General features: G+C 42.4%; 11 protein-coding genes and 1 pseudogene. All 12 read left to right on the top strand.

The window, feature by feature from the left end; genetic code table 11:
* On the top strand, positions 1 to 1705 hold a 1705-nt coding region (locus ACH2DQ_RS02530; RefSeq protein WP_395025457.1), incomplete at its 5' end, for a family 78 glycoside hydrolase catalytic domain.
* Between the two features lie 16 nt (positions 1706 to 1721).
* The gene (locus ACH2DQ_RS02525; RefSeq protein WP_394912615.1) at positions 1722 to 3962 is read left to right on the top strand and encodes a glycoside hydrolase family 2 protein; all 2241 of its coding nucleotides are present in this window, start codon (positions 1722 to 1724) and stop codon (positions 3960 to 3962) included.
* 13 nt (positions 3963 to 3975) lie between these two features.
* Complete coding sequence (locus ACH2DQ_RS02520; protein ID WP_394912616.1) at positions 3976 to 4839, top strand: sugar phosphate isomerase/epimerase family protein; 864 nt, start codon at positions 3976 to 3978, stop codon at positions 4837 to 4839.
* A gap of 51 nt (positions 4840 to 4890) precedes the next feature.
* Positions 4891 to 6468 (top strand): hypothetical protein, encoded by a 1578-nt coding sequence (locus tag ACH2DQ_RS02515; RefSeq protein ID WP_395025454.1) that lies wholly within the window; start codon positions 4891 to 4893, stop codon positions 6466 to 6468.
* Between the two features lie 187 nt (positions 6469 to 6655).
* Positions 6656 to 7597, top strand: coding sequence for an ABC transporter permease (locus ACH2DQ_RS02510; protein ID WP_394912618.1), 942 nt, complete (start codon positions 6656 to 6658; stop codon positions 7595 to 7597).
* Positions 7597 to 8490, top strand: a complete 894-nt coding sequence (locus ACH2DQ_RS02505; protein WP_394912619.1) for a carbohydrate ABC transporter permease — start codon at positions 7597 to 7599, stop codon at positions 8488 to 8490. Before ACH2DQ_RS02510 ends, ACH2DQ_RS02505 begins: the two co-directional genes overlap by 1 nt.
* 97 nt (positions 8491 to 8587) lie before the next feature.
* Positions 8588 to 10207 (top strand): ABC transporter substrate-binding protein, encoded by a 1620-nt coding sequence (locus ACH2DQ_RS02500; RefSeq protein WP_394912620.1) that lies wholly within the window; start codon positions 8588 to 8590, stop codon positions 10205 to 10207.
* Between the two features lie 128 nt (positions 10208 to 10335).
* A complete protein-coding gene (locus ACH2DQ_RS02495; protein WP_394912719.1) occupies positions 10336 to 10467 on the top strand; it encodes a hypothetical protein in 132 nt (43 codons plus the stop codon).
* A 25-nt stretch (positions 10468 to 10492) separates the two neighbouring features.
* Positions 10493 to 10966 (top strand): hypothetical protein, encoded by a 474-nt coding sequence (locus ACH2DQ_RS02490; protein ID WP_394912621.1) that lies wholly within the window; start codon positions 10493 to 10495, stop codon positions 10964 to 10966.
* A gap of 168 nt (positions 10967 to 11134) precedes the next feature.
* On the top strand, positions 11135 to 12790 hold the full coding sequence (locus tag ACH2DQ_RS02485) for a sensor histidine kinase (RefSeq protein ID WP_394912622.1): 1656 nt from the start codon (positions 11135 to 11137) through the stop codon (positions 12788 to 12790).
* A 16-nt stretch (positions 12791 to 12806) separates the two neighbouring features.
* Complete coding sequence (locus ACH2DQ_RS02480; protein ID WP_394912623.1) at positions 12807 to 14357, top strand: response regulator; 1551 nt, start codon at positions 12807 to 12809, stop codon at positions 14355 to 14357.
* 38 nt (positions 14358 to 14395) lie between these two features.
* A pseudogene (locus tag ACH2DQ_RS02475) lies at positions 14396 to 15728 on the top strand (hypothetical protein); the annotation flags it as partial.

The following is a 15728-nucleotide window of genomic DNA, read 5'->3' as shown; positions in this document are numbered from 1 at the left end:
GATCACCCATTTCAAAGGTTCAAACTCAGTACCTGTCGTGGAACAGGAACGTTTTGCCGGAAAGATAATGATTACACCGAACGGTGAAACGGTGATTGATTATGGACAGAACCTGGCAGGTTATGTGGAATTTACCGTGGATGCGAAGGAAGGCCAGACTCTCATCATGACCCATGGTGAATCGCTGGATGAAAATGGGAATTTTACAATTGAGAATTTTCAGGACCGTAAACGACATAAAGAAGGAGAGATAAAGCAGCGTGTGGAATTGATCTGTAGAAATGGCCGAAACCATTATAAATCTAAATTTACTATTTGGGGGTTCCGCTATGCGAAAATAGAAACCGATATAGATTTGGCCACAGCTACCTTTACTTCCATTGCCGTATATTCCAATATGGAGCAAACTGGGAGCTTCCAGTGCTCCAATGAAGATGTGAATCAGCTGGTGTGCAACAGCATCTGGAGTATGAAATCCAATTTTTGCGACATGCCAACCGATTGTCCAACCAGAGAGCGTGCAGCGTGGACAGGGGACATGGGAATCTTTATTGAAACAGGACTCTTTTTTGCTGATTGTTATCCGGTCGTGCGAAAATGGCTGAGTGAGTGCCGCTTGAATCAGTATGATGATGGAAAACTTGCGATTATCGCACCGCCAAATAACCCAATGAGTCAATACGCCGGAATGTTAGCCTCTTCGGTTGGCTGGGGTGATGCAAGCATAATTGTGCCATATACCTTGTATAAACGGTTTAATGATGTACGCATTTTGGAAGAAAATTATGAAATGATGCAAGGATGGTATGGATTTTTAGAGAACCGCGCAAAGCAGATCAATGAGCAAAACACGATTGAAAAAGAAAATCCCTATGCAATGTATACCATAGACTCGGGGGTTGACTTTGGCGAGTGGTGCGAGCCGGGTGTCTCGGCGATGGCAGCTATGTCGAAGCCGCAATATAAAGTGGCTACAGCATATTTTGCCCGTTCCGGCAGAATGCTGGCAGAAATTGCTGAGGTCCTTGGACGAAGCGAAGATGCCGCACATTACCGGGATACCGCAGAGAATGCTGCAAAGGCATTTCATTTTGTAGCGACTGATAACGGAAAGATCCATTCGGATCGCCAGGCAGAGTATGTACGCGCTATCGCGTTTGATTTACTGAGCGAGGAAGAAATCAAAGCGGCGGCAGCAGAATTAAATGGAAAAATCATAGAGAATGACTATCACCTAAATACCGGGTTTCTATCGACACCGTCGCTGTGCAGTGTATTGGCGGAGTATGGATATCAGGAAACGGCTTATCGTTTACTACTACAGGATACGATGCCGGGGTGGTTGTATGAAGTGAAAAAAGGTGCTACTTCCATTTGGGAAACCTGGGATGGCATCAATGAAAAAGGTGAAGTTAGTGCATCGCTGAATCACTATTCCTACGGTGCTGTTTGCGGGTGGCTGTTTGCCGGCGTGTGCGGTATTCAGGTGGAAAATGATAGAATAAAGATAGCTCCACAACCACATCAGCTACTGGGATATGCTAAAGCGGTTTATCAGTCTTCGATGGGGGAAATTGTCAGCGCATGGAAATATGAGCAGGATCAGTTTTTTTATGAAATCACGGTTCCAGCCAATGCAAAGGCAGAAGTATGTTTACCGGATGGCAGACATGAGTTCGTGACAACAGGCGTTCATCATTTTTAAAGGAAGGGAAAAAATTATGCGTAATACGATATTATTGGATAATGGCTGGCAGTTTGTAAAAACAGCTGCCAGTGCCTATGCAGCATGGGAGACTTCAGGAGAAGCAGTAACCCTCCCCCACACATGGAATGCCATAGATGGGCAGGATGGTGGTAATGATTATTATCGTGGACTCTGCTGGTATACGAGAAAATTGGACATAACCGAAGTGGCAGATGGACAGTCTTTGGCAGAATTAAAGAAGGAGAAGGAGATCTGGCTGGAATTCTGCGGTGCCGCGATGACGGCTGAAATATATCTGAATGGAGAAAAAAGGATAATTCACGAAGGTGGATATTCGACCTTTAGGGTAAATCTGACTGAATATCTGCAGGAAGAGAACCAGTTGACAGTTTCGGTTGATAATTCGGACAATGACCGGGTATATCCGCAAAAAGCCGACTTCACCTTTTATGGTGGTCTTTACCGGGAAGTGAACCTGTTGATTGTACCAAAAGCACATTTTGCCCTTGGCTATGCCGGCGGATCGGGCATCAAGATAACGCCGGAGGTAGTCGGAAAGGATGCAAAAGTAACCGCCGAAGCCTGGATAGAAGGTGTGGCAGAGAAGGTTACTTTTGTAATCGGTGACATGATACAGGATGCCCAAATCATAGACGGACACGCAGAGACGGTATTTACCATTGAAAATGTACATCTTTGGGATGGCATCAATGATCCATATCTGTACACCATGAAAGCGGATATTTGTCAGAATGATGAAGATGGTGACAGCATTACTACTAAATTTGGTTGTCGCACCATCAAATTTGACCCACAGGAAGGATTCTTCTTAAATGGTCGCAGCTACCCGCTGCGTGGAGTTTCACGTCATCAGGACCGTCTGGGGACGGGAAATGTCCTGACGAAAGAAATGCAGATAGAGGATCTGGAAATTATCCGGGAAATCGGTGCAAATACCATCCGTTTGGCGCATTATCAGCATAGTCAGTTTTTTTACGATCTGTGCGATGCTTGCGGTATGATTCTCTGGGCAGAGATTCCATACATCACCCAGCATATGCCAAACGGCAGGGTAAATACCTTAAGTCAGATGCGAGAGTTGGTGGTGCAAAATTATAATCACCCATCGATTGTCTGCTGGGGATTATCGAATGAAATTTCTGCAAGTGGCGGCGTAACCGATGATTTGATGGAAAACCACCGGTTATTAAATGATCTGTGCCATAGTCTGGACGCGACCCGGCCGACCACAATGGCCCATGCATTTATGCTGGAGACGGACAGTCCGCTATTAGAAATACCTGATATTGCCAGTTATAATCTGTACTTTGGCTGGTATCTGGGCGAGCTGGAACAAAACAACAGTTTCTTTGATGAGTATCATGCGACTTACCCAAAACGATGTATCGGTTTTTCTGAGTATGGTGCAGATGCCAATCCGGCATTTCATTCATCAAATCCGGAGCGCGGTGATTATACCGAAGATTATCAGTGTGTTTACCATGAACATATCATCAGGATGATAGAGGAGCGTCCGTATCTCTGGGCGACCCATGTCTGGAACATGTTTGACTTTGCGGCAGACGGAAGAGACGAGGGGGGGAAGAACGGTCAGAATCAAAAAGGGCTGGTTACCATGGATCGAAGGTTGAAAAAGGATGCGTTCTATCTGTATAAGGCATATTGGAGCCAGAAAGCATTTGTCCACTTGTGTGGCAGCCGATATGTGGATCGGGCAGAGGCAGTAACCCAGGTAAAGGTCTATTCCAATCAGCCGGAAGTGACCCTATATGTAGATGGGGAGCCGATTGAGACACAAAAGGGGAAACGGGTATTTTGCTTTGCAGTGCCCATCAGTGGCAATCATACCGTGCAAGCTCTGGCGGGACAATGCACTGATGCAATGGCGATTCGCAAGGTAGAAAAACCAAATCAGGATTATCGGTTCGGAACAGCCGGAGACCTTGTCAACTGGTTCGACAAAAATGATTTTAAAGAGGGATATTTTTCAATCAAAGATACGCTGGCAACATTGCAGAGCCATCCCCAGACAGGAGCAATCATGGGAGCGATGATGGCACAGACATCTGCCGGCCGGGGTGATGTGGCCGAAAGTGTAAAGGATAACCCGAACCTGATAAAAATGATGGGAGCTATGACTTTGGAGAGTATGTTAAAGCAGGTCGGAGACGTCGTGAGTCAGGAGCAGGTAAAGGCTTTGAATGCAGCATTGCAGCAGATTCCGAAACAATAGAGGAAACGAAAAAATGGAAATGAAAAAAACGGTAAAAGCAGTTCAGATGATTCAGCTCGGCACAGTCATGGGAAGCAAAAAGAAAGCAAAAGAGACCATGCGGTTAATGAAAGAGGCCGGATATGACGGAATCGAACTGAATGGCTTTATGATTAAAAAAATGCCCATAATTGTCCGTATCCTCACCACACTTGCCAGAATGCCGATGGGAAAGACCGGCAAATTGGATTGGGAAAAGCTGATGGCCGAGTCTGATTTAAAGGTGGTCAGTGTACATGAAGACCTGGGAAGCTGCATGCGGGCACCGGAGGATATTATCGCCGAAGCAAAGGTCTTTGATACCAAATATATTGTGGTGACTGGGATGCACCAGTTTGACTATTCAGATAAAGCGGCGGTGCTGGAGTTGATCGAGAAACTGAATCATGTAGGAAAGATTTTTGCAGAAGGAGGTATTTCCCTGTTATACCATAATCACAACTGTGAATTTCGCAAGGTAGAGTCAGGCAAAACGGCCTACGACTTGATTCTAGAGAAGACTAATCCGAAGTATGTTAACTTCGAATTTGATTCCTACTGGCCAACTGAAGCAGGTGTAGATGTACTGCCATTAATGGAGCGGCTAGGTGAACGGATGAAGCTGTACCACATCAATGACCGCGGAAGCCGTGTGAGTGGAAGGACTAGCTCGATTCTTAAGTCAGATAGCATGGAGTTGGGATATGGAAACATGAATCTTACGATGATGGTGGAACAAGCGAAGAAAGCCGGCGTTGACGCGGTGATTCTGGAGAGCCATAAAAACTGGGTGGATAAATCGCCGATAAAGTCATTTCAGATGAGTGCGGAGTTTATGAACAAATATGTGACTTTTTAACAGGCATTTAAGATGTGCATAAAGTAGAGGCTGCAAAGTAGAAAGGAAGGAATGATGTTAATTGAAAATACAGAATATGGTCGCATTGAAATCACAGACATTCCGCTGCCAGACGGAATTGATACAAATATAAACGGGACCTATACTTTTTCCGGGCGTGTATTAGTAGCTGTGAGAGAACCTGAAAAAGATGAAAACTGGTATCGGGTGTTTACAATATCAGAGGATGGTCTGGACCTCTGTGAACTATTTGATGGAGTAATCCCAATGAAAAAGGGAGCCAACGGAATCCGCTGGATGTGTTATTCCGATAATAAACGGATCTTGCTGGGGGACTATGTGTTAGAATGCACACCAGATCTGGATCGATGTACCTCGTGCGAGTTAGTGGAAGTGGTATTTCCAGAAGAGATCTACAAAATCCCAGGGTTATTTATGAGATGGTCCGAACCATTGATTGCGCCTGACAATGAGCATATATGCTTCTCTTCTCTAACAGGGAACGGAGTTTTTAATTTTCTGGGAAGCCTGGTGAGAAAGGAATCCCATTATGAAATGGAAGATATGTGTATCATCAGTACTGTGAATGAAGTCGAACCAGATTTGGAAAATGAGGGATTTTCCCGTACCCAGGTAAGCAGAGGAGGGGAAGTTAAACAGTTTGTAAGAGGAGGAAGAGGTCTTACGCTGGCTGGTGGGGGAACCTGCATTACGGAAAGTACTCTGCAGATGCTGGATACAGAAGAGGTTGCTCAGATTACAGAAACACTTGGCTATGAAGAAACGGCTATCTTTTCTCCAAATGAGCAGTATGCAGTCTGTATGTCACCAAGATTTTCACCGAAGACGGACTGTGGGGTACTGGGGGTTGTGCCACTGCATAAGGATAATATCACACGGAGAAAATATTTGAATGTGTTGTATCAGTATGCGATTTCAGGAGTCCGTTATGAAAAAGCCGGTAATATTGGTCCGGTACTGATTGATGTCCAGCGTTCTATGAGTGAGGGAAGAGCTCACGAGGGGATAAATTTAAGTGATCCGGAAGGAAAATGGGTGTATTATTCTCCTATGAGCTGGCATCCGGACAGTACAAAGGCAATGTGGAACGAAAGTACCCGGTTAATAGAAGGAAAAGTAAAAAGCAGACTGCGCAAATGCAGGCTTTTGGATGTGCAGCCGTCAAAGCCTGAAATGTGGGGAGTGACTCCTGGAAAAAAAGAGATACCTTATGCGCTGCCAATGGAATATGCCAGAATGCAGACAGAGCTACCCTATCCCGTAAAAATAAAAGGTGTATGTGGCATAGTTTTAAACTCTTATATAGCGGGTGATACAGTAGAAACCAGATATGACCACTACAGTGAAGACGGAAAGACCTTTTATGATGGATGGATTCGGGTAAAAGCCCCGGCCAACATGTTTTTGCCTGAAGAGACGGTCATTTGGAGCAATCTTCAAGTAACAGGAGAACATACGGGGCAGATGAAATTGAGGATTACATTTTTACCGGACAGTAGATTTCAGGTACATCTTGCAAAAGATATGGATGAGGATGGGAAGCCGAAATCTTACGGTTTTGCAGAGTATGATGGACTTAGGAGAAACGTAGAAGATATGGCTGACTAAACTCCTCAGCCGCTTTCAAAATGAAAACAGTATGTCGCCGAGGCAGTATAACTCACATGAGCTATTCTGCCTCGGCTTTAGCTGAATCTAAAAAATACCATGCCAATACCTAAAATCTCCATATTTCAAAAAAATATAAAAATGCTAAAATTAAATCAACATAAAAGAAAGAAGGTATGAGGGTGTTATGGTTGCAGGAAAAACAAGAAATGTTACCGCAAAGTCTTCCGGATCGCGAAGTCATTTTAAAAAGTATTGGCCGTATTACGTGATGATGCTTCCGGGAATTATTTATCTGATTATGTTTAAATATATTCCGATGATGGGGAGTGTTATTGCATTTAAAGATTACTCGGCTTATAAAGGGATCTGGGAAAGCGCATGGTGCGGATTGGAAAATTTCAAAAAATTGTTTGTTTACCCGGATTTTTACAAGATACTTCGGAATACGATTGTGCTGGGTTTATTGAAAATATGTTTGACATTTCCAATTCCAGTTATTCTGGCACTGATGCTGAACGAACTTCGGAATGCAAAGATTAAGAAAGGAATCCAAACAATCATTTGTATCCCATATTTTGTATCATGGGTTGTTGTTGGAGGTCTGGTATTTGATATTTTTGGTGTTGGTGGACTGTTCAATAATGTAAGAGAATTCTTTGGAATGGAAACACTTTTGGTTATGCAGAAAGAAAGCTGGTTCCGACCGATTTATGTGATTTCCACGATATGGAAAGAATCTGGCTGGGGGACAGTTGTATATCTGGCAGCAATTAGCGGTATTGACCCGAGTCTGTATGAATCGGCGGCAATTGACGGAGCGTCCAGATTTCAGAAAATACGTTATATCACATTCCCGCTTTTGATTCCAACGGTGTTGACATTGCTTCTTTTGAACATTGGAAGTTTCCTTACACTTGGTTTCGACCAGGTTTACAATCTGTATACGCCGATGACATATGCAGTTGCAGATATCTTTGATACATATGTATTTCGTGTTGGAATCCAACAGGCACAGTATAGTTTTGCAACGGCCGTTGGTCTGTTTCAGTCGGTAGTTGGACTATTTATGGTAGTTACGTTTAACAAGATTGCAAATAAGGTTTCAGAGGATGGAGGGCTGTGGTAATGAAAGTTCGTAAGAGAGCATCACATGTGCGGGAGTCTGCAAAAGACAGGGTTTTCGGGATTTTAATCACAATAATATTGGTTTCGTTTGCAGTTATTACAGCCATTCCACTTATTTCGGAACTTGCAATTTCCCTAAGTTCAAAGACTGCGTCACAGATGAATCTTATCAATCTGCTGCCGGTAGAATTTACGTTTGACTCATGGAATTATCTTCTGGGCAAGGGTGGAATTTGGAAACCGTTTTTAATCTCAGTTTCATCGACTGCATTTGGTGTGATTTTTGCGCTGTTACTAAATGTGCTGATGGCATATCCCCTGTCAAAGGCGGAGTTTAAGACTTCAAAATATATTATGCTGCTTGTTGTGTTCACAATGGTATTTTCAGCACCGAAAGTGCCATACTTCCTGACGCTTCGTTCATACGGATTGTTTAACAGCTATTGGGTTTTAATATTCCCGCATATTATGACGGCATATAATTTGATTATTGTTCGGACATTCTTTAAGCAGTTTCCAAAAGAATTGGAAGAAGCTGCGATGATCGATGGATGCGGGAGGTTCCGTATCTTGTTCCAGATTGTACTGCCGGCATCCAAAGCAGTGTTAGCGACTGTTGGCTTGTTCTACGGTGTTACGATGTGGAATCAGTATGAACATCCGATGATGTTCATTCAGAATATGGATCTCTTTCCGCTGCAGATGAAGATCCGCTCCATCGTAGACGGCGGTAGTGAACTACGCGCAATTACAATGGCGCAGACAGCGAATTATACACCAGCAACATTGAGTGCGGTAGCAGTTGTGTTTGCAATACTTCCGATTTTGATCGGTTATCCATGGATTCAGAAATACTTTGCTAAAGGTGCAATGCTTGGTTCAGTGAAAGGTTAGAAAAATCTAAAAAAGCACATAGCGATTTCTAAAATCCCCATATTTAAAAAATAAAAAAAACTGTTAAAATAAAATAAAAAGAATGAGGTGGAGAGGTATGAAAGGTAAATTGGTGAAAAGACTATTAAGTGTAATGGCAGCATCAGCGATGGTATTATCCATGCTGTCAGGTTGCGGATCGTCAGAAAAAAAAGATGGACAAACAGCATCAGGTGGTGAGGAAGCAGTGTCGGATGGCAAGGAAGCAATGTCAGATAGTAAGGAAGTGGCGTCAGATGAATACATTGAGGTTTGGGGAACTAACACCGGATATCTTCCAGTGGAAGCAGGAAGTGAGTTGTACAATCTATATAAAAAGATGATGGGTGTCGGTATCGTACAGCCATATGTAGAGTGGAATGGCGGTGAGACTTACCTGGAACAGTTAAACTTAAGAATTGCAGCAGGTGATATGCCGGATGTATTCAGTCCGTGGAATGGAATTGAATCAGAGTTGATTGAGAGCGGCGCACTTTTGGATTTGACAGATTTATTACAGGAGAAAGCTCCCCATTTGTGGGAAAGCATTCCGGAAGAAATGTGGGATGCTGTAAAGGCCAATGACCCAACGGGTGAGAATCGTATTTATGTGATTCCACAGGTTCTGAATTACGGAAGAAACGGTGGTATGATTCGTCAGGACTGGCTGGATAGTCTGGGACTCAAAATGCCGACAACACAGGAAGAATTTGTTGAAGTACTACGTGCTTTTAAAAATGACGATCCCAATGGAAACGGAGTTGCAGATGAGATTGCGACTGGCGGGCGTGCAGAAGTAAGATGGATGGGACAGATGTTTGGACAGTATGGAATTGCAATGTGGGAAGGATATCCGCAGTGGGATATTTATGACGGCGAACTAACATATTCCGCAGTAACTCAGAATATGAAAGATTGCCTGGAATGGATGTCAGAATTATATGCAGAGGGTCTGCTTGATCCAGAGACGCTGTTGAATGACAAGTCCGCATGGGATGGAAAGATTAACTCAGGGGTTGTAGGGGTATGGGAACATCTTCCACAGGAGTGCTACAACTATGCTGAGAATATTTATTCTGGAACAGGTGTAAAACCGCAAATCGCTATACTACCAGCAATTTCTGCACCAGGATATGAAGGTTACTATACGCATCGTCAGATGAATGGCGGCGGATTTGTAGTAGCCAACACAGAGGATGAAGAAAAAATAGATAAGATTATGAAGGTACTTGATGCATATGGAAATCAGGACATGTGGATGGAATTTTACAACGGTGTAGAAGGTATGCACAGTGAAGTGATAGATGGAAAGGCAGTTCGACTTCCGGATGATCCGTCTACTCAACAGAACCTGGTACTTGCGCCATACAACAGCATTGCAACCATTGATTTCCAAGTAAATGTATTGTCCACACAGTTAACAGAAGACAGGGAATGGGCAGTTTCTCAGGCAGTTGAGAATGTTCAGAAAAACCAGGAGTATGTGAAGAGCTTTGCAGGTGATGGTATGCCGGATTCTATTTACTCTGATTATCCCGATATCGGAAACAGGACATTATATGTTGAGTATGCAACCAAGATCATTGCAGGTGAATATCCAATTGATAAGTTCGATGAGTTTGTTGAAAAATGGTATGCATCGGGCGGAAAAGAAGTGACAGAACTGGCTAGAGAGTGGTATGCTAATAAAACTAAATAAGAACGGATATAGATTTTGACAGAAACTTGCCGGAGATAAATAAGAGGGAATCTTAAGCTGCAGGAGTCCGGAGGATATATTCCTCATGGCTCCTGTTTTCATGATATAGGAAACGGAAGGAGATAGGCATGAAAACACAATGTTATAATCCGTATTTACCATTATGGGAATATATTCCCGACGGGGAACCGCATGTATTTGCCGAACGGGTGTATATATACGGAAGCCATGTGATGTGCGGAGGAACTTACCATTTTTGAGGATGGAAGAATTCAGCAGGCTGAGATGACATCACAGGGGTTAAATGGTGGTCCATTGGAAGGGCGAGGGACTTATCCGGCATCTATTGCGTGTGTCTTGCATGGAAAGGAAGAACCTGAGATTGCCAGACCAGGCAGTAATGATCAGCCATATGTAACACAAGATTGTCCAGATGTGGACCCTGAAGAAGTGAAAATGTTAGAGTCAGTTCCAAGACAGTTTATTACAAAATTGAAGGATGGGGCAGTAATTGGTTACAAATATTTTCATCTCCGGAACTTACATAAAGTATCTGTAAAAATTAGAGGATGTGCCGAAGGAACAATCCGCGTTAGTATAGGTAAGAAAGAGAAACTATTGTGTCAGATTCCTGTAAAACACTCTGAAGAGTGGACAGAATTTTCAATGGATGCGGTATGTGAAGAATGGACGGGAGTTCTGTTGTTTTCCTATCAGGGGAGAGGGACTTTTGATATGCTGGAATTCTCTTTGGAATAAGACAGAAGGGGAAACTTACGTTTCGGTGTGAAGGTAATGAAAAAGTTATGGAACAACCTGAATATGGCTTTAAAATTGATACTTGTGTTCTCAATAGTTAGTGTAATACCGTTGCTTATCAGCAGTTTTGTGCTTTATCGCATATCAGCGGCTAGTTTGGAAGCAGAAATGGAGGAGACAACAGCTATATTTAGTTCTCAGATTGCTTCAGATATGAATCAATTTGTAAGCGATTATGATTTATCTACAAAGTCATTGTTGGTAAATGACAGACTGTTAGATAATTTAGCTACCGATATTCCTATATCCCAGCAGGTTGAAAATAAATTGTATTATCGTCAAATGGTCATGAAACTAATGACTATGGAAAGTGAGATCCAATCGATTACAATTATGAACGAAGCCGGGGAGTACTATCAATATGATCGGAACGGAAAGACATTAAATTATGAAGAACTGATACAGCAGAAGTGGTTTTTAGATCAGCAGCAGAATTTAGAAACCTTGTTTTTGACACCATTGCATGATTGTTCTTATTACGATAAAGATAAGGATCAGATTATAGTTACCTTTGGACGGAAAGTTTATGGAAGCAATGGAAGATATGCAGGTTTGATTCTGATTGATTTGCCACCTGCGAGCATTCTAAAGCTGAGTGATGCTTTTTTGTTAGAACGCAATCAATATAATATAAAAATCAATATTACAGATGCCAGAGGTGGTCTGATTTATGATTCGGATCTGTCCAGCGGGCGGGTAAATTATAGTGAGATTAATGAAGAAGAGCTTCTGATGTATCAGAAGGATCCAAGCAATTATCTCGTGATAGAAGATACAACGGAACAGTTAGGAATGAAGATTAATACAGTTATTCCTCGGAGCAAAATGTTACTGCGGGTCAGTTTTATTCAAAGGGTGACCCTTTTTCTCGTTATAATTTTAATAGTGGTTATTATTTCAGTATCTATCTTATTTAGTAAAAGGATGCTTCGTCTGATTAAGAAACTGCAAAGTAGTATGGAGTGTCTAGAAGGCGGAAATTATCAGCTCATTATGGATTCGGCAGGAAATGATGAGATTGGAAGTCTTGTAAAAAGCTACAACCATATGGTTGGCAAAATGGAGAAACTAATTGAAGAGGTGTACCAGGCCGGAGTTCGTCAAAAAAATGCGCAGTATCTGGCACTTTGTACACAGATTAACCCCCATTTTCTGTTTAATACACTGGAATCGATTCGTATCAAAGCGATTTTAAATGGAGACGATACAGTGGCGGATATGGTAAAGCTGCTGGCAAAGATGTTTCGAACAGTTCTGGACAGCGATAAGAAGAATTATAAAGTTCGTGATGAACTGGAAAATATTCGATCTTATATCCAACTACAGAATATTCGGTTTGATCATGTAATTACACTAAAAGAGAGTATAGATCCACAAATTTATCATGCGAAGTTCATGGCAATTTTGTTTCAGCCAGTTGTGGAGAATTGCTTTAAATACGGAAGTAAAGAGAGTGGTATACCCATTGAGATATGGATTACGGGCCAATTGACAGAAGAGAAGAAAATGGTCTTTACCATTCAGGATGACGGAAAGGGAATGAGTCCGGAGAGATTGGAAGCGGTGCGACAGGGACTTTACGTGGCCCAAGATGTGGAGATACAGAAAGAAAAGGGTGTAGAAGAGAGTGATTCTCATCGAATCGGACTACGCAATATTGCTGAGAGACTTCGCCTGCGTTATGGAAGCGACGGAGAATTGCGAATTGTATCAAGTGATGAACAGGGAACAATTGTTGAGATTCGAGTACCATATATGGACTAGATGAAGAGGTTGAGTTATGGCATATAAAGTGTTGATTGTAGAGGACGAGAAAGAAAAGGCAAGAGGAATTGCCTATTTAGTAGAAAAATACAATCCGGAATGTACACCGGTTCTATTGGCACATGATGGCAGGGAAGGTTATGAGAAGGCAACGGAGGAACAGCCGGATATTATATTGACGGATATCCGAATGCCGGTTATGGATGGATTGGAAATGATTCGGGCATTGCGGGAAGTCAATTTTCCGGCAGAGTTCATGGTGTTAAGTGGTTATGCAGAGTTCAGCTATGCCAAGAAGGCGATTGAACTTGGTGTAAGGGATTTTATTACAAAACCGGTGGATGAAGAAGAACTGAGCAAAATGCTGAGTAAGGTATGTAAAGAAATCTCAGAGCGAAAAAAGACAGAGGATTCGCTTAGTAAACTAAATGATGATATGAGAGATTATGCTCTGCGGGATTTCCTGACAGGTGGAACAGACAGTCAATATAAAGTCGGAGATTACCTGAATCAGATGGGGGTATTGGAAGAATACGGACAGTATACCTGTATGGTGATTGAATGGGATGAAGCTCTGAGTGATTTCAGTATAGAAGAAGGGCTGACTTCTTCAAGTGGGACGTTTTTCTATGGTGTAAAGACGGGAAATGCACAGATGGCAGTTGTCATAGGTGCAAAGAGTATGGATATAGAAGAAAAGAAGAATCTTATCCGACAGTATGCAATGAAAGAAGAACAAGATCGATACCATATTAGTGTTGGAATCGGAAGTTCTTACGAGGATTATACTAAGCTTCCGAAAGCGTATGAAGAAGCCCGTGTGGCATTGAATTACCGAATCCTGAAGGGGAGTAGTACAGCAATTCTGTTTGAGGAACTGTATGATATGGATAACCGGACAGATTTGCTTACAGAGAAAGAGACAGAGCAGCTGAAAGAACGGATTGATCGGTTTGATCAGGATGGATTTCATATTGCAGTAAAAGGAATTTTCAATCGGGTTCTTTCAGAAAACAATCTTTCACTTCCTGAACTTCAGAAATTGAGTCTGAATATTGTACTGCTTGGACTGCATAATATCCCGACGGCACAGTTGCAGCTGAATGAATACTTTGGAAAAAACCTGTTCACGTTGAAAAGTATTGAAAAGTTTAGGACTATGGAACAGTTGGAAAACTGGATCATGAATATGGTGAGCATTATGAATGAAGTAATGCTCAAAGATAGTTTGCCGAAGAAAAAGGATGTGATTGTAGAGGCAAAAGAATATATCCGGAAGAATTATAATCAGAACATTACCTTGAATGATATTTCAAAGAAGTTTTATATCAATCCGTATTATTTCAGTCAGTTATTTAAGAAAAAGACTGGTGTGACTTATCAGAGATATCTGATGGATTATCGTGTGGATCGGGCGAAGAAGCTGCTGGCAGAAACAGAACTGCACATCTACGAAGTATGCAGGCTGGTGGGATACAGTGATGTGTATCATTTTAATCAGATATTTGAACGAACGGAAGGTATGAAACCCAGTGAGTATCGGCAAAAGTATGCACAGGATGGGTAAATGGAATACAGTGAGCAAAGTCAAAAGAGGAGACGCAGATGAATTCAAAAATAGAAAGACTATTGAATAACGAGATGGATAATTACATTTTTCCGTTTTTTTGGCAGCATGGGGAAACAGAATCAATACTGCGTGAGTATATGCAGGTGATCTATAATGCGAATATCCGGGCTGTTTGTATTGAAAGCCGCCCCCATCCTGATTTTGTTGGAGCTAGATGGTGGCATGATATGGATATCATTCTAGATGAAGCAAGAAGGCGGAAGATGAAAGTATGGATTTTGGATGACAGTCATTTTCCGACAGGCTATTGTAATGGAAAGATAGAAGAAAAGCCGGATTCCTGCAGAAGATGGTTTCTGACATATAAGGTGTTGGGAGAAGTAGCAGCGGGATGTGAACAGACATGGGAGGCGACGGAATATAAAAGCGCAGCGCCGTTTGAATCTACATGGATTGAAAATTATTTTGACATGTCATTTGAAACATTTTCTGATGATCAGTGGCTGGGCGCCGTGGCTGTAAAAAAGCATGGATTGGGAGAAAAAGATCTCGTGATGCTGAAGGAAAACGAAGGGAAAATTGTCTTTACGCCTTCCGAGGGAGATTGGCAAATCTATTCTTGCCAACTGACAAGAAACAGAGGACCGCACCGGAACTATATGAATATGCTGGATAAAGAGGCATGCCGCACATTGATTGAGACAGTATATGAACCTCATTATGCACATTATAAGGATGATTTTGGGAAAACAATTGCAGGATTTTTCTCTGATGAGCCGGAGATTGGAAACGGACATCTTTATTTGATGGATCAAAAGATCTATGAGCAGGATGACCAACCCTGGAGCATACAGCTGCAGAAGGATCTGGAGAAGCACTGGGGGGCAGATTATCTGAAATTTCTACCCCTTCTCTGGGAGAGAAAATTTGATGAAAACATAACAGCAAAGGTGCGATATGGATTTATGGATTTGGTGACACGGCGTGTGGAAGAGGACTTTTCCATGCAGATTGGGGACTGGTGTCGGGAACATGGTGTGGAGTATATTGGACACTTGATAGAGGATAATAACCAGCATGCGCGGTGTGGATCCAGCTTGGGGCATTTTTTCAGAGGCCTTGCAGGGCAAGACATGTCGGGAATTGATGATATTGGCGGACAGGTACTGCCGCAGGGAGAAGATACTCTGTATGTATCCCATCTTGGTACTAAGAGAGACGGTGTATTTTATCATTTTGCACTGGGGCGTCTGGCGTCCAGTGCGGCTGCGATTGATGCACGAAAGAAAAATCGTTCTATGTGTGAGATTTTCGGGAATTATGGTTGGAAAGAGGGTGTGCGCCTGGAAGCATATCTTGCAGATCATT

Source organism: Robinsoniella sp. (assembly GCF_034124845.1).
The sequence above is the reverse complement of the archived record's forward strand: the minus strand, read 5'-3'. Positions and strand labels throughout refer to the sequence as shown.